General features: G+C 44.9%; 21 protein-coding genes. 17 read left to right on the top strand and 4 right to left on the bottom strand.

From position 1 onward, the window contains the following. Window positions 1-79: 79 nt before the first annotated feature. From ACVA54_RS12220 to ACVA54_RS12175, 10 genes are all read left to right on the top strand, one after another. Entirely contained in the window at window positions 80-1,573 is a 1,494-nt protein-coding gene (locus ACVA54_RS12220; protein WP_099080775.1) for a CoA-acylating methylmalonate-semialdehyde dehydrogenase, read from the top strand. A 19-nt stretch (window positions 1,574-1,592) separates the two neighbouring features. Further along, window positions 1,593-2,747, top strand: coding sequence for an acyl-CoA dehydrogenase family protein (locus ACVA54_RS12215; protein WP_446649643.1), 1,155 nt, complete (start codon window positions 1,593-1,595; stop codon window positions 2,745-2,747). Window positions 2,748-2,787: 40 nt separating this feature from the next. Then, a complete protein-coding gene (locus ACVA54_RS12210; RefSeq protein WP_119463945.1) occupies window positions 2,788-3,576 on the top strand; it encodes an enoyl-CoA hydratase in 789 nt (262 codons plus the stop codon). An 8-nt stretch (window positions 3,577-3,584) separates the two neighbouring features. Next, window positions 3,585-4,709 (top strand): enoyl-CoA hydratase/isomerase family protein, encoded by a 1,125-nt coding sequence (locus ACVA54_RS12205; RefSeq protein WP_119463944.1) that lies wholly within the window; start codon window positions 3,585-3,587, stop codon window positions 4,707-4,709. 10 nt (window positions 4,710-4,719) lie between these two features. Beyond that, window positions 4,720-5,625, top strand: a complete 906-nt coding sequence (gene mmsB, locus ACVA54_RS12200) for a 3-hydroxyisobutyrate dehydrogenase (protein ID WP_099080779.1) — start codon at window positions 4,720-4,722, stop codon at window positions 5,623-5,625. A 6-nt stretch (window positions 5,626-5,631) separates the two neighbouring features. Beyond that, window positions 5,632-6,390, top strand: a complete 759-nt coding sequence (locus ACVA54_RS12195; RefSeq protein WP_446649642.1) for an SDR family oxidoreductase — start codon at window positions 5,632-5,634, stop codon at window positions 6,388-6,390. A 176-nt stretch (window positions 6,391-6,566) separates the two neighbouring features. Next, entirely contained in the window at window positions 6,567-7,661 is a 1,095-nt protein-coding gene (locus tag ACVA54_RS12190; protein WP_446580232.1) for an NADH:flavin oxidoreductase, read from the top strand. Between the two features lie 244 nt (window positions 7,662-7,905). Continuing rightward, window positions 7,906-8,868: an alpha/beta hydrolase gene (locus ACVA54_RS12185; RefSeq protein WP_099080781.1), complete on the top strand. Its 963-nt coding sequence runs from the start codon at window positions 7,906-7,908 to the stop codon at window positions 8,866-8,868. A 170-nt stretch (window positions 8,869-9,038) separates the two neighbouring features. Then, on the top strand, window positions 9,039-9,431 hold the full coding sequence (locus ACVA54_RS12180; RefSeq protein WP_446649641.1) for a nuclear transport factor 2 family protein: 393 nt from the start codon (window positions 9,039-9,041) through the stop codon (window positions 9,429-9,431). Between the two features lie 149 nt (window positions 9,432-9,580). Beyond that, window positions 9,581-10,177, top strand: a complete 597-nt coding sequence (locus ACVA54_RS12175; RefSeq protein ID WP_119463943.1) for a hypothetical protein — start codon at window positions 9,581-9,583, stop codon at window positions 10,175-10,177. A gap of 244 nt (window positions 10,178-10,421) precedes the next feature. Here ACVA54_RS12175 and ACVA54_RS12170 read toward each other — a convergent pair whose 3' ends face one another. After that, a complete protein-coding gene (locus ACVA54_RS12170; protein WP_446649640.1) occupies window positions 10,422-11,240 on the bottom strand; it encodes an N-acetylmuramoyl-L-alanine amidase in 819 nt (272 codons plus the stop codon). Between the two features lie 370 nt (window positions 11,241-11,610). Between ACVA54_RS12170 and artP the strand changes: the two genes are divergently transcribed. The 4 genes from artP to artM all read left to right on the top strand — a co-directional run bounded on the left by artP (window position 11,611) and on the right by artM (window position 14,506). Next, window positions 11,611-12,339 carry an arginine ABC transporter ATP-binding protein ArtP gene (artP, locus tag ACVA54_RS12165; protein ID WP_446619540.1) on the top strand — a complete coding sequence of 243 codons (729 nt, stop codon included), beginning with the start codon at window positions 11,611-11,613 and terminating at the stop codon, window positions 12,337-12,339. A 79-nt stretch (window positions 12,340-12,418) separates the two neighbouring features. Then, window positions 12,419-13,150: a lysine/arginine/ornithine ABC transporter substrate-binding protein gene (locus ACVA54_RS12160; protein WP_446643039.1), complete on the top strand. Its 732-nt coding sequence runs from the start codon at window positions 12,419-12,421 to the stop codon at window positions 13,148-13,150. A 1-nt stretch (window position 13,151) separates the two neighbouring features. Continuing rightward, entirely contained in the window at window positions 13,152-13,841 is a 690-nt protein-coding gene (artQ, locus tag ACVA54_RS12155; protein WP_099080786.1) for an arginine ABC transporter permease ArtQ, read from the top strand. Continuing rightward, window positions 13,838-14,506: an arginine ABC transporter permease ArtM gene (artM, locus tag ACVA54_RS12150; RefSeq protein WP_099080787.1), complete on the top strand. Its 669-nt coding sequence runs from the start codon at window positions 13,838-13,840 to the stop codon at window positions 14,504-14,506. The genes artQ and artM overlap by 4 nt, the downstream gene beginning before the upstream one ends. A gap of 148 nt (window positions 14,507-14,654) precedes the next feature. Here artM and ACVA54_RS12145 read toward each other — a convergent pair whose 3' ends face one another. After that, on the bottom strand, window positions 14,655-14,966 hold the full coding sequence (locus tag ACVA54_RS12145; protein ID WP_099080788.1) for a hypothetical protein: 312 nt from the start codon (window positions 14,964-14,966) through the stop codon (window positions 14,655-14,657). A gap of 336 nt (window positions 14,967-15,302) precedes the next feature. Between ACVA54_RS12145 and ACVA54_RS12140 the strand changes: the two genes are divergently transcribed. Next, window positions 15,303-15,494 carry a hypothetical protein gene (locus ACVA54_RS12140; RefSeq protein ID WP_099080789.1) on the top strand — a complete coding sequence of 64 codons (192 nt, stop codon included), beginning with the start codon at window positions 15,303-15,305 and terminating at the stop codon, window positions 15,492-15,494. 153 nt (window positions 15,495-15,647) lie between these two features. Here ACVA54_RS12140 and ACVA54_RS12135 read toward each other — a convergent pair whose 3' ends face one another. Together ACVA54_RS12135 and ACVA54_RS12130 are read right to left on the bottom strand one after the other, a co-directional pair. Continuing rightward, window positions 15,648-16,124 carry a DUF1456 family protein gene (locus ACVA54_RS12135; RefSeq protein ID WP_099080790.1) on the bottom strand — a complete coding sequence of 159 codons (477 nt, stop codon included), beginning with the start codon at window positions 16,122-16,124 and terminating at the stop codon, window positions 15,648-15,650. Between the two features lie 177 nt (window positions 16,125-16,301). After that, the gene (locus ACVA54_RS12130; protein ID WP_446644199.1) at window positions 16,302-17,963 is read right to left on the bottom strand and encodes an electron transfer flavoprotein-ubiquinone oxidoreductase; all 1,662 of its coding nucleotides are present in this window, start codon (window positions 17,961-17,963) and stop codon (window positions 16,302-16,304) included. 269 nt (window positions 17,964-18,232) lie between these two features. Between ACVA54_RS12130 and ACVA54_RS12125 the strand changes: the two genes are divergently transcribed. Further along, window positions 18,233-18,982 (top strand): electron transfer flavoprotein subunit beta/FixA family protein, encoded by a 750-nt coding sequence (locus ACVA54_RS12125; protein WP_099080792.1) that lies wholly within the window; start codon window positions 18,233-18,235, stop codon window positions 18,980-18,982. A 12-nt stretch (window positions 18,983-18,994) separates the two neighbouring features. Continuing rightward, window positions 18,995-19,960 carry an electron transfer flavoprotein subunit alpha/FixB family protein gene (locus ACVA54_RS12120; protein ID WP_119463939.1) on the top strand — a complete coding sequence of 322 codons (966 nt, stop codon included), beginning with the start codon at window positions 18,995-18,997 and terminating at the stop codon, window positions 19,958-19,960. Window positions 19,961-20,053 lie beyond the last annotated feature (93 nt).

Below are 20,053 nucleotides of genomic sequence, written 5' to 3'. Positions count from 1 at the left end.
CATGGCTTTTAGTCAACAGAAGTGGCTCAGGGTTACTTAGATTGGTGTCAGTATCATTACGTTAACAAAGGATTAGCTTATGACTCGTTTGGTTCCCTTATTCATAGATGGTGAATTTCGTGAATCTCAAACCGCAGATTGGATAGAAGTTAATAACCCAGCCACTAATGAGGTGATTGCTTACCTTCCATGTTCAACCGATGAAGAGATGCAAGCTGCAATTGAAAGCGCTAACAAGGCATTTTCTAGCTGGAAGAATGTCGCGGTGTCGGAACGCGCGAGGCTCATGCTTCGCTATCAACATTTGTTAAAAACGCACCATGATGAATTGGCGACACTCCTTTCACACGAAACGGGAAAAATCTTTGCTGATGCAAAAGGGGATGTATGGCGAGGAATTGAAGTGGTAGAGCAAGCCGCCAATATTGCTAGTCATATGATGGGGGAAACGGTTGAAAATGTGGCCACGGATATCGACAGTTATTCTTTGATTCAACCGCTGGGCGTGTGCTGTGGGATCACACCATTTAATTTCCCGGCAATGATTCCTTTATGGATGTTTCCAATTGCGATTGCCAGCGGGAACACATTTGTTCTCAAGCCATCCGAGCAAGTCCCTCTGACCTCAATTCGATTGGCCGAGCTGTTTGAAGAAGCGGGGGCGCCAAAAGGTGTGTTGCAGATCGTGCATGGCCGAAAAGAACAAGTCGATTTCTTATTGGCGAGCCAGACCATTCAAGCGGTGTCGTTTGTTGGTTCCGTGCCTGTCGCGAAATACATTTACACCAAAGCAACACAAAACTTCAAACGCGTCCAAGCTTTTGCAGGGGCGAAAAATCATATGGTGGTGATGCCAGATGCCAACAAAGGGCAGGTCGTGAGTAATCTTGTTGGATCATCGGTGGGTGCTGCTGGTCAACGTTGCATGGCGATATCAGTAGCGGTATTTGTTGGCAGTTCGAAAGGGTGGATAAGCGAACTCAAACAAGAGATGGCCAAAGTGCATCCAGGAGCTTGGGATGATGAAAGTGCGGCTTATGGCCCGCTTATCAGTGCGCAGGCGAAAGCACGTGTGCTGAGACTGATTGAAGAAGGAAAGCAACAAGGTGCGGTATGTGAACTCGATGGTAGCCAATGTGAAGTCGAAGGCTTCCCTGACGGTAATTGGGTTGGGCCAACCCTGTTTAGTGGTGTAACAACGGAGATGTCGATTTACACCCAAGAAATATTTGGTCCGGTACTGGTGTGTATTGAAGTGGATACCTTGCAAGAGGCGATAGCGCTGGTGAATCGTAACTCTTACGGCAACGGTACGTCGATTTTCACGGCGAATGGTGGGGCTGCAAGAAAATACCAACATGAGATTCAAGTTGGTCAGGTTGGCGTGAATGTGCCTATACCTGTTCCGCTGCCTTTCTTCTCATTTACGGGTTGGCGAGGCAGTTTTTATGGCGATCTTCATGCTTATGGTAAACAGGCGGTGCGCTTTTACACCGAGACCAAAACGGTGACTGCCCGTTGGTTTGATGACGATATTCCCACCGGTCCCAATCTCACCATCAATCTGCACTAACTAAGAGTAAGGTGCTCATATGGATTTTGAACTCAATGAAGAGCAACGGATGTTTGCTGATACGGCCGAACAGTTCGCAGCAGAACGGTTAGCACCGATGGCAGCAGAGTGGGATGAGAAGCAAATCTTCCCCAAAGACATATTGCGTGAAGCGGGTGAGTTGGGATTTCTCAGTCTGTACACGCCAGAAGAACAGGGAGGTTTGGGTTTAAGCCGATTAGACGCCTCCATTATCTTTGAACAACTCTCTATGGGGTGCACGTCAACCACGGCATTTATGACGATTCACAATATGGTCACCTGGATGGTAGCAAGCTTTGCAACCGAAGAGGTGAAGAACAAGTTCTGTCCAAAGCTTATTACCGGAGAATACCTAGGGTCTTATTGTTTGACCGAGCCAAATGCAGGATCCGATGCCGCTTCATTGACGACCTCAGCGACGAAGCAAGGTGACTGTTATGTGCTGAATGGCGGCAAGACCTTTATCTCCGGAGCAGGGGATACCGAAGTGTTAATCGTGATGGCGAGGACAGGTGATGCTGGAGCCAAAGGTGTGTCTGCATTTGTGGTACCCGCTGATGCGCATGGTGTCAGTTACGGGCGAAAAGAGCCGAAAATGGGTTGGAACAGCCAACCGACACGCGCAGTGATGTTCGATAATGTGTCGATTCCGTCGAGTCACTTATTAGGTGAAGAAGGACAGGGGTTTGCCTTCGCTATGAAAGGGCTCGATGGTGGTCGCATCAACATAGCGACTTGCTCGATAGGCACCGCGCAGCAAGCGTTAAATCATGCGGCGCAGTACATGCAAGAACGTAAGCAGTTCGGCAAGCCTTTGGCTCAGTTCCAAGCCCTGCAGTTCAAGCTGGCAGACATGGTGACAGAGCTTGTGGCGGCAAGGCAATTGGTTCGCTATGCCGCCAGTAAGCTCGATCGAGGCGATCCCGATGCCACCACTTACTGTGCGATGGCAAAACGCTTTGCAACGGATGTCGGTTTTCAAGTCTGCGACCAAGCCCTACAACTCTATGGTGGATACGGTTACATCAAAGAATATCCAATGGAGCGTTACTTTCGCGACGTTCGTGTGCACCAAATCTTGGAAGGTACGAATGAGATCATGCGGTTAATCATTGCTCGCCGGTTTCTGGTCAACCAATCATCACTTATTTGATTTTGCTCCGATCATTTTCACTGAGAAAGGATTCAGCGATATGTCATTAACAGAACAACAAGCGATTAACTACACCATCAGTAATCATGTGGCGGTGGTGACGATGAATAACCCCCCCGCAAATACTTGGACGTCAGATAGCCTAATTGCTCTAAAAGAGTTGGTGTTGGCACTGAATGAAGACAAAGACGTGTATGCACTCGTACTCACGGGTAGAGGTGATAAGTTTTTCTCTGCAGGAGCGGATCTTAAGCTGTTTGCCGATGGAGACAAAGCGGTCGCGTTAGACATGGCAAGAGTATTTGGAGAGGCGTTTGAGTGCTTGTCAGCATTTCGAGGTGTCTCCATTGCAGCCATCAACGGCTATGCCATGGGCGGCGGGTTAGAAGTTGCCTTAGCGTGTGACATTCGCGTTGCTGAAAAGCAAGCTGTTTTGGCGTTACCAGAAGCGAAAGTTGGGCTGCTCCCTTGTGCTGGTGGCACGCAAAACCTCACTGCATTAGTGGGTGAAGGTTGGGCGAAACGTATCATTCTATGTGGCGAACAAGTCGGGGCCGAGAAAGCGTACGAACTTGGGTTAGTAGAAGAAGTGGTCGAAACGGGTCAAGCGCTCAATAAATCCATTGAACTGGCAAAGTCGGTGGCAAGCCAATCACCTTCATCTGTCGCGGCTTGTAAAATTTTGATTCAGAACATGCGCTCTGCACCGCTTAAACACGGCCTCATCAAAGAGCGAGAGTTGTTCCTCAATTTATTTGACACCGAGGATCAAACTGAAGGGGTTCGCGCCTTTTTGGAAAAACGCAAACCAAACTGGAAAAACCAATAGGAGGCGGCATGACAGGGAAGGTAACCCTAACGGAAATGCAATGCATGGATGGTGTTCATCGTATCGGTATCGCAACCTTGGATAATGCTTCATCACTTAATGCACTGACCTACGACATGCTTTTCCAACTTAATCAGCAGTTGATCAAATGGCAAGACGATCCACATTTGGTGTGTGTCATCCTTAACGGTGCGGGTGGAAAAGCCTTTTGTGCCGGCGGCGATGTGCGAACCATGTATCACGTCATGCACAACGAGAGTAAAGAAGCGACGGCGGAATTTTGCACCAACTATTTCGCGCTTGAATACGAATGTGATTACCTGATCCACACGTATACAAAGCCGATCATTGGTTGGGGAGAAGGCATCGTCATGGGCGGCGGTATGGGGCTGTTTATGGGCACGAGCCATCGAGTGGTGACGCCAAAGTCTCGACTTGCTATGCCTGAAATCAATATTGGCTTGTATCCCGATGTTGGTGGGACGTGGTTTTTGAGCCAAATAGATCCCGAAGTTGGGTTGTTTCTCGGACTCACCGGAGCAATGGTTAATTCAAGTGACGCTGTCACGATTGGCTTGGCGGAATGGCTACTTTTGGAGGAGCAATACCCCGCGTTGTTGGAAGAATTACAGCAAGTGAAGTGGGGAACCGCCGGAGCGAAGGAGCTTGTCAGTGCCTTGCTACAATTGATGGAGGAGCAAGTGATTGACAGTAAACCGACGACCCAAATATGCCCTTATCTCTCTCAAATTAAAGAAGCGTGTAAAGGCAACGATCTTGAGCTGATTTCACAGCGGATATTAGCGCTAGAGTCGAGCAATCAATGGCTTGAAAATGCAAAGCAGACGTTCGCTGCAGGAAGCCCTATTACCGCTCATATCTGTTTTAGGCAAGTTAAAGACTACCACAGACTATTATTGGCTGATTGTTTTCGTTTGGAGCTCACTTTATCAGTACGAAGCGCATTGCTTGGTGAATTTGAAGAAGGAGTACGATCAAGGCTTATGGATAAAGATGGTGCGCCGAAATGGATGTTCAACAGCATTACTGACGTTGATGAAAGGGTCATTGATGGTTTGTTTACGTCGTTGTGGTCAGACGAAGATCATCCGCTTGCACAGTTAGGAAAATAAGGAGAACAGCATGAGTACCATCGCATTTATTGGTCTAGGGAATATGGGAAGCCCAATGGCACAAAACTTACTGGCTTCAGGATTTAATGTGCAGGTGTTTGACTTGGATGTAAACGCCGCCAAACAGCTTGAACCTTTTGGTGCCATAGTTGCTCAGTCATTAGAAGAGGTCGTGGATGGCGCGAGCACCGTCATCACCATGTTGCCGACCGGCATTCATGTAAGATCGGTATATTTAGGAGACTTACATGGCGGAGTAGGAGTACTTAACCTCGTGTCAGAAAAAACCTTGTTGATTGACTGTTCAACGGTCGACCCAGATTCAGCACGTTTAGTCGCAAATGAGGCCGCGAATAAGCACTTGCTGTTTGTCGATTCACCAGTGTCTGGTGGGGTCGCTGGTGCAAATGCCGCAACGTTAACCTTTATTGTTGGTGGTACCGATGAGGCGTTCTCCAAAGCCAATGCGATATTGCGCTACATGGGCAAAAATGTGTTTCATGCTGGTAAAGCCGGTGATGGGCAGATGGCAAAAATCTGCAATAACTTGATGCTTGGCATCTTAATGTCAGGAACCTGTGAGGCGCTGAATCTTGGTATTGATCATGGGCTGGATCCTAAAGTGCTCTCTAATATCATGCTGCAGAGCTCGGGTCGAAATTGGGCGTTAGAGCTGTACAATCCGTGTCCAGGTGTGATGGACAATGCGCCAGCAAGTAATCAATACCAACCAGGCTTTATGAGTAAGTTGATGCTGAAAGACTTGGGGCTAGGTTTAGATGCGGCACTGCAAACGCACTCTTCAGTTCCGATGGGTTCGTTAGCGCGTAACCTCTACGCATTTCACAATGCCAGTGGGAATGCCGATCTTGATTTCTCTAGTTTGTTTGAATTTTATAAGCATCAGGAGGGTTAACAGCATATGGACTTAAAAAACAGCGTGATCGCGATTACCGGAGCGGGACAAGGGCTTGGGCAAATGATGGCCGTTAGCCTTGCACAAGCTGGGGCTGATATCGCGTTATTAGATGTGAATGAAACCGGGTTGCTTAACACGCAGGAGCAATGCCGAATGTTGAGTGCCAAAGCGCTGATATACCGATTGGATGTCACCAACGAATCAGAAGTTGAAGAAACCTTTAATGAGATCCTTCAAGATTTTGGAAAGCTTAACGGGTTGATAAATAATGCAGGTGTACTGCGTGATGGTTTATTGGTCAAAGCAAAAGATGGCGAGATCAGTAAGATGTCACTTGAGCAATTCAACCTCGTTATGAATGTGAATGTTACAGGTACATTCCTGTGTGGTAGAGAAGCCGCCGTTAAGATGATTGCGAGTAACTCTAAAGGTGTGATCATCAACATTTCCAGCGTTGCAAGGGCGGGTAACATTGGGCAGACCAATTATTCAGCGTCTAAAGCAGCGGTCGCAACCATGGCAACCACTTGGGCACGAGAGCTTGCTCGATACGGTATTCGGGCGGCAGCCATTGCACCTGGTGTGGTGAAGACGGCGATGGCGGCGCAAATGAAACCAGAGGCAATAGAGCGGCTACGAAACATGATTCCTGCTGGTAGAATGGGGGATGCGAGTGAGATTGCTCACGCCGTTAAGTACATTCTAGAAAATGACTATTTTACAGGGCGAGTATTAGAAGTGGATGGGGGAATGCGGATGTGAAGCCATCAATCTCACTAAAGCTTAATCCAGATTAAAGATCTCCCCCCTTATCGGCGGTAAGGTGCGCGTCGATTACTGGACGTAATGCGAATTTAGACAAGGAACAGCCATACTTTGTGTGGCTGTTCCTTTTTCGTTCCAGCAATAATGCAAAGATCAATTTAAGAGGACTCGCATTGAGCATTTTGTTTTCCGAAGCCCGCATTGGCAACATGACACTAAAGAACCGCTTTGTACGTAGTGCAACGTGGGAAAATATGGCGACAGAAGATGGCCATATGACCGACAAGCTGTACGACATTTATGAAGAGCTTGCCCAAGGTGAAGTGGGTCTGATTGTCACTGGTTACGCCAACATCGTTGAAGAAGAAAAGCCAAACGCAGGCATGATGGGGATCTACAATGATTCTTTCATCGATGAATACAAAAAGCTGACTGAGCTTGTCCATGATCACGACTCCAAAATCGTGATGCAAATTGCTTACGGTGGCACTAAAACCACTTACAACGTAGGTGAGCGTGTGATTTTTGCCCCGAGTGAAGTGCCAGAGCGCGGCACGAAAACCGAAGGCAAAGCGATGACCAAAGACGAGATCGACTACATCGTTAAGGCATTTGCACTGGCAAGTAAACGAGCACAAGATTCTGGCTTTGATGGTGTAGAAATCCACGCGGCGCACACGTATCTCATCAACCAATTCTTAAGCCCATATTACAACCGTCGTGAAGACCAATACGGTGGCAGCCTAGAGAATCGCATGCGTTTCCTAATGGAAATCTATGCAGAAACGCGTCAGTTAGTTGGTGATGAATTCCCCATTTTAGTGAAGCTTACGGCGACTGAATTCTTTGAAGGCGGCTTAACCTTCGATGAAACGCGCATCGTATGTAAGACGCTAGAAGAAGTGGGCGTGGATGCAATCATTGTATCGGGTAACATTCACGGCAACGCAAATACCATGGTTGGTGACTCGTTTGATGGCTACACGCTACAGCAAGAAGGTTACTTCCACGAATACGGCCAAGTGATCAGCCAAGATGTGAATGTGCCAGTGATTACGGTCGGTGGCTTAAACGATTTTAGCGCGATTGAAGACCTAGCTGAAAACACCAACATCCAGTTCTTTGCGCTTTCCCGTCCGTTGTTAGCGGAGCCACAACTGATCAAACGTTGGAAAGAAGGTAATCGCGCCGAAGTGGATTGTGAACGTTGTTCTAAGTGTCGTACAAAGCGCGGCAACTTCTGTGTGGTTTACAAGCGTAGAAAGTAACACCTAGTCGTTTATTGACTTTCTAACCGAATTTAATCAAGCCTCCTTCTATGTTTACGATAGTTGGAGGCTTTCTGTATGCGGATAAAACGCACCTACGATACGCTATAACGAGTGATTTCGATGATACACGGTATAGCTCTGTAGCAGCTAATAAATTGCATATGATTCACAACAAAGAGACAACCTATAGGTAGATAAGCTTCTAGGCTCATATTAGGTACATAAATAAAGAGGGATCGCTATGTTATTTATTACTAACCGCACGCCTAAACAGTCCGCAAGATCGAGGCGTGGAAGAAGCCTCAGCTTTGATTACAACAATGTCTCAGTCTCCCAAAATCTGTACTTCTGTGAACGAAACAGCAAAGACGACTATGTCGAAATCTTAAGCGATAGCTTCTTTGAAAGACTAAAAGCTTTGCCAAATGAAACACAACTTTTGTTTTATATCCATGGATTTAATAACAACATGGAAGGTGATGTTTTTGAAAATACAGAGAAGCTACAACAATTGATGGATAAGCAGTCTCCATCGCTCGTATATGTCATTCCTCTTATCTGGCCTTGTGATGACGATTGGACAGGAGCGATCATTGACGATTATTGGGACGATCAAGATGCAGCTGATTTTAGTGGTCCAGCTTTTGCTCGCTTATTAGGTAAGTTTGATACATGGCGTAGAGATGAGTTGCAGCAAAAGGAGCCCTGTTACAAACGCATCAATGTTTTAGCGCATTCGATGGGCAACCGAGTCATGAAAAATGCCTTACAGGAATGGGCGAGTAAATACGCTGCGGGCAATATGCCACAGCTATTTCGCAATGTCTTTATGATCGCGGCAGACGTGAAAAATGAAATCCTAGAGGAAGGCGAAGATGGTCGCTTCATCGTTGATTCTGGTCGTAATATCGTTGTTTATTTTGCTAACGATGATTTTGCAATGCCGGCATCGAAAGTTGCCAATGTGAAAAATAGAACGTTGTCTCGCCGAATGGGGATGACTGGGCCAGAAGACATGTCGAAGTTGCCGAGTAAAGTGTATGAAGTGGACTGTGATGACTTTAATAATCAGTTTGATATTAAAGGGCACACCTATTTTATGGAAAACGACAAAGGTAAAGTGAGTCCTATCATCAAGCATATGGCGGATGCAATTAAAACAGGTCGAGTCACACCTAAAGATCGAAGCACAATTTTGAAATAACGGTTCCGTTACTTAAGCTTGAGTTGAACAATTCGATTCAGGCTTTTCTATCCTTAGTCAAATGCTTCGAACCACCCTTACACACTCAGCTACTATGGATAGAGGTAACACTGGTTAACATGAGCCACTAAGGTGGGTTGTCTGCGCTGAGACCGAAACAGGAGAACACCATGAACACGATGCAAATCGACACGGAAGAGAACAAACGGAGCGCGATTGCGTTCTACGAGATGGCCTATCGAGGGAATCCGAGAAAAGCCGTTGAACTGTTTGTTGGTGATGAATATATTCAGCACAACCCTTTAGTCGGTAATGGTACATTACCATTTATTGAATATTTCGAACGCATGCAAGACGAGTATCCAAATAAAGATATTACCTTTGTTCGTGCCGTTTCCGAAGGAAATTTAGTTGCGCTACATACTCATCAGACATGGCCAGATAATGTGGAATACGTAACGATGGATTTCTTTCGCTTTGATCTTAATGGAAAAATTGTCGAGCACTGGGACGCGCTACAAGAAATCCCCAAAGAGACGCTAAACGGTAATACGATGTATTAAACCTGATAATTTCATTGTGTTTTCTTTGATATTGGGTAAATAGGTAGAATTAATCGATAATACTGTTCTGAGTAACATAATGAATCGTAAAACATCAATATGTGCTAGTATTTAAATTAATATTAATGGCTTCGTTAGAGTAGGTTCTCATGAGGAAGTTCATAGCAGAAAATTTTGATTTAATATTGCTCCTGTCTTTTACTTTTCTCTTAGGAATTGTCATTGGCTTTTCAATCCAGTCTAGGAATGATGGTTTGTTTGTTGATTTCGAAGTCGGGGAAAGCCGATTCGCAATTGGCAAAAATAATAAAAACTTACTTATCCTAGACTTGGGGTCGTTAAGTAGTTCGTCTGCAAAACAAATATCTTCCGAGATAGAGAAGTTGCCGGCGACGGAGAACCCACTGAGTTTAGAAATGAGGATCATGGTAAGGGAAGCCAAAGGCCCTTTTGAGCCGATTGAAAGTACCGTCACGTTAAGGTTAACTGATAGTCCTTTTGGTGATGGTGGTGTGGTTTGTCCTGATTCACCAATATTAAACCATGCGGTTCTTGCTGCGCCTCCGGAACAATATCAAACAAAGGAATTGCGAGCATTTAAAGCGTTTTCGCATAAACTAATTTGTACAGAAGACAATGTCAGTGATATGTGGGTAAGCCGGAAATTTGTTGAATCATGGCTAGGTGAAGATGTAAGTAAAGATACTATAGTTGTTACCGCATACTTAATTCCATCGAGTCTATAAAGGAACATGACATGAGAATTATTATTCTATTTGGACTGTTATTTTCATCCTCGATATATGCTGATTGTATATATAATGGGACCTCCTATCCTACAGGAACCGTAATAGGAGGACTTGTTTGTAAAGAAGACGGAACGTGGGGGAAGAAAGAAGACGATTGAAAAATTACCGTGCTCAAAAGGAATGATATCGATGCCGAAAGCGTAAACCCGTCAATGGTATTCACTAGGATCGATCTGGTACTTCAATTAGCACGGGTTATATATCGGCTATGTACCCAACCCACGATATCCATTTCGTCATTAACCGTGTCTAAAACATCCACTCGACGCCATACGTTATGATGTTCCAAAACCGATAGACGTGTTCCTTTTGGAAGAGGGGACACATCTTCAAATTTTTCGTACTCGGTGCCAGGGCCAAGACGAATGTTGAGAGCCGTTGTGGTTTTGAACATTTCCTCTTCATCGTCACTATTACGCCCATCGAGCAAACTCTGAAAGGTGGACATCGGAAATGCAGGACCAGGATCGTTTTTCCTTGTCGGCGCGATATCTTTATGCCCAATGATTTCCTCTAATTCATAGTGACGAACTAACGTAAGCGAGACGTCTCGCGCCACTTCCAATTGTTGTTCTGTATAAACATGCCAGCCTGAACCGTTCGAATCTACCAATACTTCGTTATCTGGAACTAGGCGACCCCATGTTGTACGCCAATTACCAGGCGATCCTTGAAGTAAACCGGGATTATCAAGTTCAATACCAATCGAATGGCTATTGAGACCTTTGACTCCTTTCCACTGACTCCTTCCTGCATGCCACGCTTTTCGGTTGAATGCGACCAGTTGTGTAATCGCACCATCTTGGCCGATAACAAGATGAGCGGATGCTTTCGCTAAGGGATTGGTTAACCAGCTGATCGAACTTTCTGCGCTTGAGCCTGCGGTATAGTGCATGACTAAATATCGAGGTTGAATGGCACCGCTACTTTGATTCGGACTTCTTTTGAAAGGAACTTGTGAGTCGTCAGTTCTGAAAAGTTTGTGCGCTTTTATTTTCATTTGATGCCTCCTAAATTGGATAGGCAGTCGAGAGAATTGCGATTGCTTCGCGGTGGGGGTACGGGATACCGAGCTTTATCCATCGCCGCCTCAGTTATGTCTAATGTTCATACAAACTATAGCCGTAAGATGCTTCTGCTGCGTAATTCTAAAGGACAAAAGTCCTGTGGGGCTTGTGTCCGAGTGCTAAGTCGATTGATGCCACCCAAATACGGATAAAACCACACTCATTGCACCAGTCAGATGCTCTGCTGTACTGGTTGATAATTATACAAAAAATTACTAATGTAAATTTTTATACGTTTTTATTGCATAAAAAAACTTTCTTGATACTATAAGTGCCAAGTGACAATTAATGCAGTATGTCAGCATGAGTATTCAAGTTAAAAGCATCAATAAATCTTACGGAAATACGCAAGTCCTTCACGATGTCAGTTTTAATTGTGAAAGTGGTGAAACGCTTGTGTTACTTGGCCCAAGTGGGGCAGGGAAAAGTTCTCTGTTGCGCGTTCTTAACCTGCTTGAAGGGGCGGATAACGGCCAGTTAAACATTGCGAGTGACACATTCGATTTCTCAATTGAGATTAAAGAGAAGCAAGGTCTTGAGCTTCGTCGTAAAGTCGGCATGGTATTTCAACAGTACAACCTGTGGCCACACCTGACGGTGATGGAGAACCTGATTGAGGCTCCAGTGAAAGTCGCTGGTATGAATAAAGACGAAGCGAAGCAACAGGCGATGCAAGTTCTTGCAACCCTTCACTTGGCGGATAAAGCAGATGCATGGCCGATGCAACTGTCAGGTGGTCAGCAGCAACGTGTAGCCATTGCTCGCGCGCTAATGATGAAACCAGAAGTGTTACTTTTTGATGAGCCAACCGCAGCGCTTGATCCTGAGATAACGAACCAAGTCGTTAAAATTATAAAAGATTTAAGCGAAACAGGTATTACTCAAGTCGTGGTCACGCACGAAGTGGATTTCGCTAAGAAAATCGCTAGCCATGTTCTATACCTCGAAAAAGGACATATTGTAGAGCACGGCACGCACGACGCATTTATTAATCCGCAAACCACACAGTTTGCTGATTATCTAAAACACTAAAAACAACATTAAGTTAAGAGCAGTCAAACACGGCTGTCATTGCGAGTGTCAGCCCAAGACGTACACACGGAGTATTGCAATGAAAAAGATTCTACTAGCTTCACTAATTGGCCTTATCTCTGCGAACGCAGCAGCACAAGAAGAGATCAAATTCGCGATGGAAGCGACGTACGCGCCATTCGAATACATGGATGAAAACAACCAAATTCAAGGTTTCGATGTCGATCTGGCGAACGAACTATGTAAAGAAATGGAAGCAAAATGTAGCTTTCATAACCAAGCTTTTGACAGCCTGATCCCGGCATTAAAATTCAAACGTTATGATGCAGCCATCTCTGCAATGGACATTACTGAAGCGCGTCTTGAGCAAGTGAACTTTTCAAATGCGTATTACGACAACTCAGCAGCGTTTGTTTCTATTCAGGATAAAGTCGCTGACCAAAAAGCGCTAGAAGGTAAACGTGTTGGTGTCCAAAATGGCTCCACGCACCAGAGCTACCTCATTGATCAAATGCCGGGTGTGACTGCGGTGCCTTATTCAAGCTACCAAGATGCATTCATCGATATGAAGAACGGTCGTATTGATTCTGTCTTTGGTGACACTGCGGTAGTAGCTGAGTGGTTCAAGAAAGAAGACAACCTCGCGTACGTAGGTGAGCACGTAACAAACCCTAAATACTTTGGTAACGGCTTTGGTATCGCAGTGAATAAAGGTAATGACGAGCTAGTGAATAAGCTAAACACCGCATTGAAAACGGTGAAAGCGAACGGCCAATACGACGTCATCTATAATAAGTACTTCGGTAAATAATATGGCACTAACGGGTTACTCTTTAACGCTTGTTCAAGCTAGTTGGATGACTGTCCAGCTTGCATTCACAAGCCTTTTCGTCGGTTTGATTCTGGCAGTGGTGTTCGCCAGTGGTGAAATGTCTCGTCGCGTATTTGTGAAATGGCCAACAACGGCGTTTGTAACGATTGTACGCGGCTTGCCAGAAATCCTTGTCGTGTTGTTCATCTATTTTGGTTCGACGCAGGTTTTATTTCTGATCACCGGAGACTTTATTGAGGTTAGCCCGTTCTTGTCTGGTGTTGTGGCGCTGTCGTTAATCTTCGCTTCGTACGCTTCTCAAACCTTACGTGGCGCGTTAAAAGCGGTCAGTAGAGGGCAGAGAGAAGCCGCAAGTGCACTTGGCATCAGCCAATTTCATGCATTCGTGCGTATTGTTTTGCCCCAAGCGGTAAGACACGCATTACCAGGCTTAACTAACCAATGGTTGGTTTTGCTAAAAGACACGGCGTTAGTATCACTTATCGGTGTGACCGATTTGCTGAAACAAGCTCAGCTTACCTCAGCAGCGACGCATGAAGCATTTACATGGTACGCGACAGCTGCTGCAATTTACTTAGGCATTACTTTGATGACGCAACGGGCTGTGAAGTTGATTGATAAGAAGTTTTCAATCCAAGGTATGAGCATGGGGCAGGAGGTGACGGCATGAACGAACAGCACGTTTGGCAAATGCTCGATGGCTTAGGTACAAGCCTTCAATTGACCGCGGTTTCTTTAGTCGTGGGCTGCATCCTAGCGCTGATGATGACGTTGACGCTGATCCTTCGTACACCGGGTTTACATTGGATAAGCCGAGGCATTATCACCTTGTTTACAGGTACGCCTTTATTGGTTCAGATCTTCTTGGTGTACTACGGACCGGGTCAGTTTGATGCAGTAAGAGAAAGCGTTTTTTGGATTTGGTTAAGTCAACCTTGGTTTTGTGCAATGTTAGCGTTAGCATTGAATACCGCGGCATACAGTACACAACTGTTTAAAGGGGCGTTTAATGCGATACCGTCTGGTCAGTGGCAAGCGTGTCGCGCATTGGGTATGAATAAAACGGCAACGCTGAAAGTGCTTCTTCCTTATGCGATTCGCCGTTCCGTTCCTGCTTATTCGAATGAAGTGATTTTGGTATTTAAAGGAACATCACTTGCGAGCACCATTACGATCATGGATTTGATGGGTTATGCCCAGCGTATTAACGCGCAAACTTACGACACGTTAGCGGTCTTTGGTATTGCGGGTGCATTCTACTTAACAGTGAATGGCGTTCTGACGTTGATTTTCCGCCAAGTTGAGAAAAAGGCGTTGGCGTTCGAAGTCGCATAAAGCCAGCATTAAAACTCGGCTTTGATATTCTCCTGCGAATGATCCTTCGCAGGGGCATTATTTTATAGGGGATAGGGTCAAACTTCGCTCATTGGTTTGTTAAACCAGTATTTGGCATCAGCTCAGTTTTGAAAGCTCTGGGCAATTTTTATTCCGTAATCAGAATACTTGCAAGGTTTTCATTACCATTTAAAGTTAAGAAAATTTTTAAGGCGATAAGGTAGTCATTTTCACTCACCATGACTTCTTTGTAAGAGCCGTCCCAATAGTTAATGTTAACCATACCGTCGGGAATATACTGGCTCTCAATAATACGATCATACTCATCTAAATCTTCTGGATATGTCACACCAGAATAACCGTTGTCGCTACAAAAGCCATGACGTTTTAAGGCAAACTCGACGAGTTGTTCTTTACTAGGAAAAGATTGAGAGAATAAGTCATTATAGATTTCTTTCATTTTTTTCCTGTGGCATCTCAATAACAAAATCGCCGTATGCTAAAAATGCTATGTGCAGGCTCACTCTTAACTCATTTACTGGTTGGCTTTGTAAGTAAGCATTACAATCATATACTGAATACAAAATGAGCAAATCAACATTTTGGGTAGATTGTCACAAAATTAATGTTAACACATAATTAAATTGCGGCGGAAATCTCGCAAGTATAGATATGAGCTATAAATTAATGATTGTCTTTTATTACATCATTTTTGCCTATTTTATAGGCGATTGATTCTATCGCAGCCACACTTTATGTTAAGGCGTATCTGCAATCATATTAATCGGGGGTTACTATGGAAAGAATACTCACTTCAGCAATGGAAATTAAGAAACGAACTCAGGTTACCAGTTTATTTGCGAGCAATGGATTCAAAATAGTCATGACAGATTTTGATAGAATGACGTTTGAACGCGCGAATACTAAGGTGAACATTCGTTACGATTTGTCTTCGAATGTTGAGTCGATTCATATATTACAAAAATAAATACGATGAATTTAGCGGGTTAGTCAGGTTGAAATATCCAAGCAAACGCCTATTAGGTGTGAGCAACCCAATATCTAAGCCTCTGGAAACCACCTTAAACGCAACGCATGGTAAAAATACCATGCGTTGCCAATCACTTTAAACCGTTTGTTCTTATTCTGATTCGTTACCATTTGGGCGCAACTGAAGCTGAAGCCCTAATAAGAAGTTACGAAGAACTTGGTCTTTGCATTCTCTATAATGTTTGTTATCCGGTTTGCGGAAGAACGCACTGAGTTCATGCTTACTTAAACGAAAATCCGCAAGTTGCAGAACCTCAAGAATATCTTCTGCTTTTAGGTTCAAAGCAATACGCAACTTTTGGAATACGATATTATTACTTAACTTCTCTTCTGGTTTAGGTTGTTCACCTTCACGTTTACCACGTTTAAAATTGATAAAACCGTTTAGAAATATTGCCAATTCAGTATCACTAAGTTTCACAAAAGATTCGTCTTCTTCTTTCTTGAGCCAACTAGTGACTTGGTCAACGGTCACATCAAGATTGGCTAAAGAGAAGATTTCAGTCATTGCATTGTCTTTTAAATCAAATGTATAACGTACACGGCGTAAAATATCATTATTGGTCAAAATAGTTCCTAGTTTTAGGTAAATCCAGTGCTATCAACGTGATTACTGGAAGACTTGAATTTTATCAGACTTACCGTCTACTCCCTACCAATTGTGCAATTTAGCGAAATCATAACGCCTTATTTCTTACCGCTAGAAACGCACGTATAAGAGAACTATCTCTTGCACGCTTAGACACTACATATTCCGATAGCTAGGGCCACCACCACCTTCTGGGGCTTTCCATGTGATATTTTGAGATGGATCTTTAATGTCGCAGGTTTTGCAATGCACGCAGTTTGCCGCATTGATTTGAAATTTAGGCTTGCCATCAATCTCAATGACTTCATACACACCTGCCGGGCAGTAATGCTGGCTAGGTTCGCCAAATTTCTCTAGATGCACATCAATTGGGATGTGAGGGTAGGTGAGATGTAAGTGGCATGGTTGATTTTCTTCATGCAGTGTACCAGACAAAAACACTGAGGAGGGTTTATCGAAGCTAAGTACACCATCGGGTTTTTGATACTCGATAGGTTGACAATCTTGAAGTGGTTTTAGCTGTTCATGATCAAGCGACGGATCGGTGACCGTCCATGGTAACGGCTTTTTAACCAGTGGTTGCCATAAGTTATGTTCAACGGTTGAAAGGGCACCACCAAGTATACTACCGAATTTATGAATGTTTGCGCCAAAGTTACGAGTATCATTTAGCTCTTCATACAGCCATGAATATTTAAATAGGCGCTGATAGTCTGGTTCTTGTTTTGATTGAGCCATCGCTTCGACAATGGCTTCTGCTGCGAGTAAACCGGATTTCATTGCAGTATGGCTGCCTTTTATCTTTGCCACATTTAACGTGCCGGTATCGCAGCCGATCAGCACACCGCCTGGAAATTGTTGTTTCGGTAGCGAAGAAAGTCCACCTTTGGCGATGGCCCTCGCGCCATAAGCAATGCGCTGCGCGCCTTGTAGATGTTGTGCAATAGCAGGGTGATGTTTAAAGCGTTGAAATTCATCAAATGGGCTAAGGTATGGATTACGATAGTTCAAATCCACGATTAGCCCGACGGCGATTTGATTGTTCTCCATATGGTAAAGAAAGCCGCCACCAGTGGTATCAGATTCACTTAGCGGCCAACCAGCGGAATGAATCACGCTACCGGATTGAGCTTTTGACTCTACAGGTCGCTCCCATATCTCTTTTAATCCAAGTGCGTAGTGTTGCGGCTGTGTGTCACTATCTAAGCCGAATCTTTGAATCAACGATTTGCCCAAGTGGCCACGGCAGCCCTCTGCAAATACCGTATATTGGGCTTTAAGTTCGATACCGGCTTCAAAGTTGGGTTTTGGTTCGCCATTTTTGTTTAATCCCATATCGCTGGTGGTGATGCCAGTGACACTACCGGAAGCATCATAGTTGATGCTCGATGCCGCAAACCCAGGAAAGATCTCGACGCCGAGTGATTCCGCTTGCTCTGCTAGCCAACGACACAAGTTTGCCAAGCTGATGACGTAATTGCTTTCATTATTCTGCATCGGATTTGGCGTAAGAAAGTGGGGAACGCGAATATGGTTAAGCTCGGTTGTGAGGTACAAGAAGGCATCATTAATAACAGACGCAGAAAGCGGGGCACCCATGTTTTGCCAATCAGGAAAAAGTTCATCCAATGCTCGGGTTTCAAATACTGCACCCGATAAGATATGTGCGCCGACTTCGGCGCCTTTTTCTACCACGCAAATGGACAGCGGTTCGTTTTCACTCTCTTGATTTAACTGAGCTAACCGACAAGCGGCACTGAGCCCTGCAGGACCTGCCCCGACGATAACCACATCAAACTCCATGCATTCTCTTTCCATGCCTATGTGTCCTTTATATAAATCAGTCTTTGCTCATCAACCCGTATAAAGAACTATAGTCCAGTTGACGTAAACGTAAACTAAACTAAGCTCAAATGGTGATGTTATCGTGTGTGTTCAATGCTTTTAGTGACATTGTCACTCAGTGATAGGCCAATCGAAATGAACAGGGAATTCATTGAGTATGAGCGGCTTTCATCACTCTATCTACCACACATGATTAAGTCGCTAGGATGCGATTTGTGTTGGGCGATCTGCTAGGAGGGAGTATGAAAGTATTGGTTGCAATTAAACGTGTCATTGACCCTTACGTTAAAGTAAGAGTGAAATCTGACGGCTCTGGCGTGGAAACCAACAACGTGAAGATGACGATGAACCCATTTTGTGAAATCGCCGTGGAAGAAGCCGTCAGGCTTAAAGAAGCCGGCGTAGCAGAAGATGTGCTGGTGGTTTCGATTGGTGCGTCAAGTTGTCAGGAGCAGTTACGTTCTGCGTTAGCGTTAGGGGCCGATCGTGCGATTCATATTGATGTTGAACAATCCCCAGAGCCCCTTGTGGTTGCCAAACTCCTAAAAGCGGTCATGGAGCAAGAACACGTGCAGTTAGTTTTGCTCGGCAAACAGTCTATTGATACAGACAATAACCAAGTAGCGCAAATGCTGGCAGCATTGACGCAACGGCCGCAAGGGACATTTGCATCAGAACTGAAAGTGGAAGGGGAAGCGATTTTGGTTACGCGAGAGATTGATGGTGGCTTAGAAACGTTGAAGTTGACGTTGCCCGCGATAGTGAGCACCGATTTGCGTTTGAATGAACCTCGCTATGCTTCTCTGCCCAACATCATGAAAGCGAAGAAAAAGCCGCTATCAGTCATGACTCCGGAGTTCTTTGGTGTGAGTGTCGAGAGCTCGCAAGAAGTACTTGAAGTTATGTCACCTCCAGTGCGTAAAGCTGGTGAGATTGTAGGCAGCGTGAATGAGTTAATTGACAAACTTAAGAACGAAGCGAAAGTGATGTAAGGAGGCATGACGATGGAAACTAAGCAGTTAGCAACCTTGGTTGTTGTCGAGCACGATAATCAATCGCTTTCAGTGGATACGCTAAAAGCATTCAATGCGACTTCTAAAATCACCGATGATGGTGCAACGCTTCCGGTTAGCGCTTTACTGATAGGGCATCAATGCAGTGCAGTACTGGATGCTTTGAAACGTGTACAGGGCGTCTCACAAATCATCGTGATTGATGCAGCAGAGTATCAGCATCCGTTGGCTGAAAATCTGTCTGCATTGATAGCGGAAGTCGGTAAAGCCTATTCTCATATTCTTGCCCCTGCGAGTACATTTGGTAAAAATCTCCTGCCACGTGTCGCAGCGTTGCTTGATGTTGGTCAGCTATCTGATGTGGTGGCGATAGAGTCTCTAGATACGGTCATTCGCCCGATATATGCGGGCAATGCGTTAGCCAGAGTGCGCTCGAATGATGCAATTAAAATCATGACAGTTCGAAGCTCGGCTTTTGATTTGGTGGTAATGTCTGATTCTCCAGTGGTTGAGAATGTCATAACATTAGAGACGACGATAGTCGCTGAACACAGTGAGTTTATTTCTCAGCAAAAAGTGAAAAGCGCAAGACCAGAATTACCTGCAGCGAGTGTGGTGGTATCTGGCGGTCGCGGGTTGGGTTGCAAAGAGAACTTCGCGTTGGTCGAGCAGCTCGCAGATAAACTCGGTGGTGCCATTGGTGCATCTCGTGCTGCGGTGGATGCAGGTTTTGTCTCAAACGACTTGCAGGTAGGTCAAACCGGTAAAATTGTCGCGCCCCAGTTGTATATTGCGATTGGTATTTCCGGGGCGATTCAACATCTAGCGGGGATGAAAGACTCGAAAGTGATTGTCGCAATCAACAGCGATCCAGATGCGCCAATTTTCCAAGTTGCAGACTATGGTTTGGTTGGTGATCTGTTTGAGATCATGCCGGAGCTTTTGGAGAAGGTTTAGACACACACCTTTATGTTCGTCATTCTGAACAGCGAGGAACGAGCGTGACTCAGAATCTGTTATCAAAATGCGCTGCGGGTTCATTGCTATGAA

Source organism: Vibrio sp. PNB23_22_6, from assembly GCF_052877535.1.
Note: the sequence above shows the minus strand (reverse complement) of the source record. Positions and strands in the feature narration are given on the sequence as shown.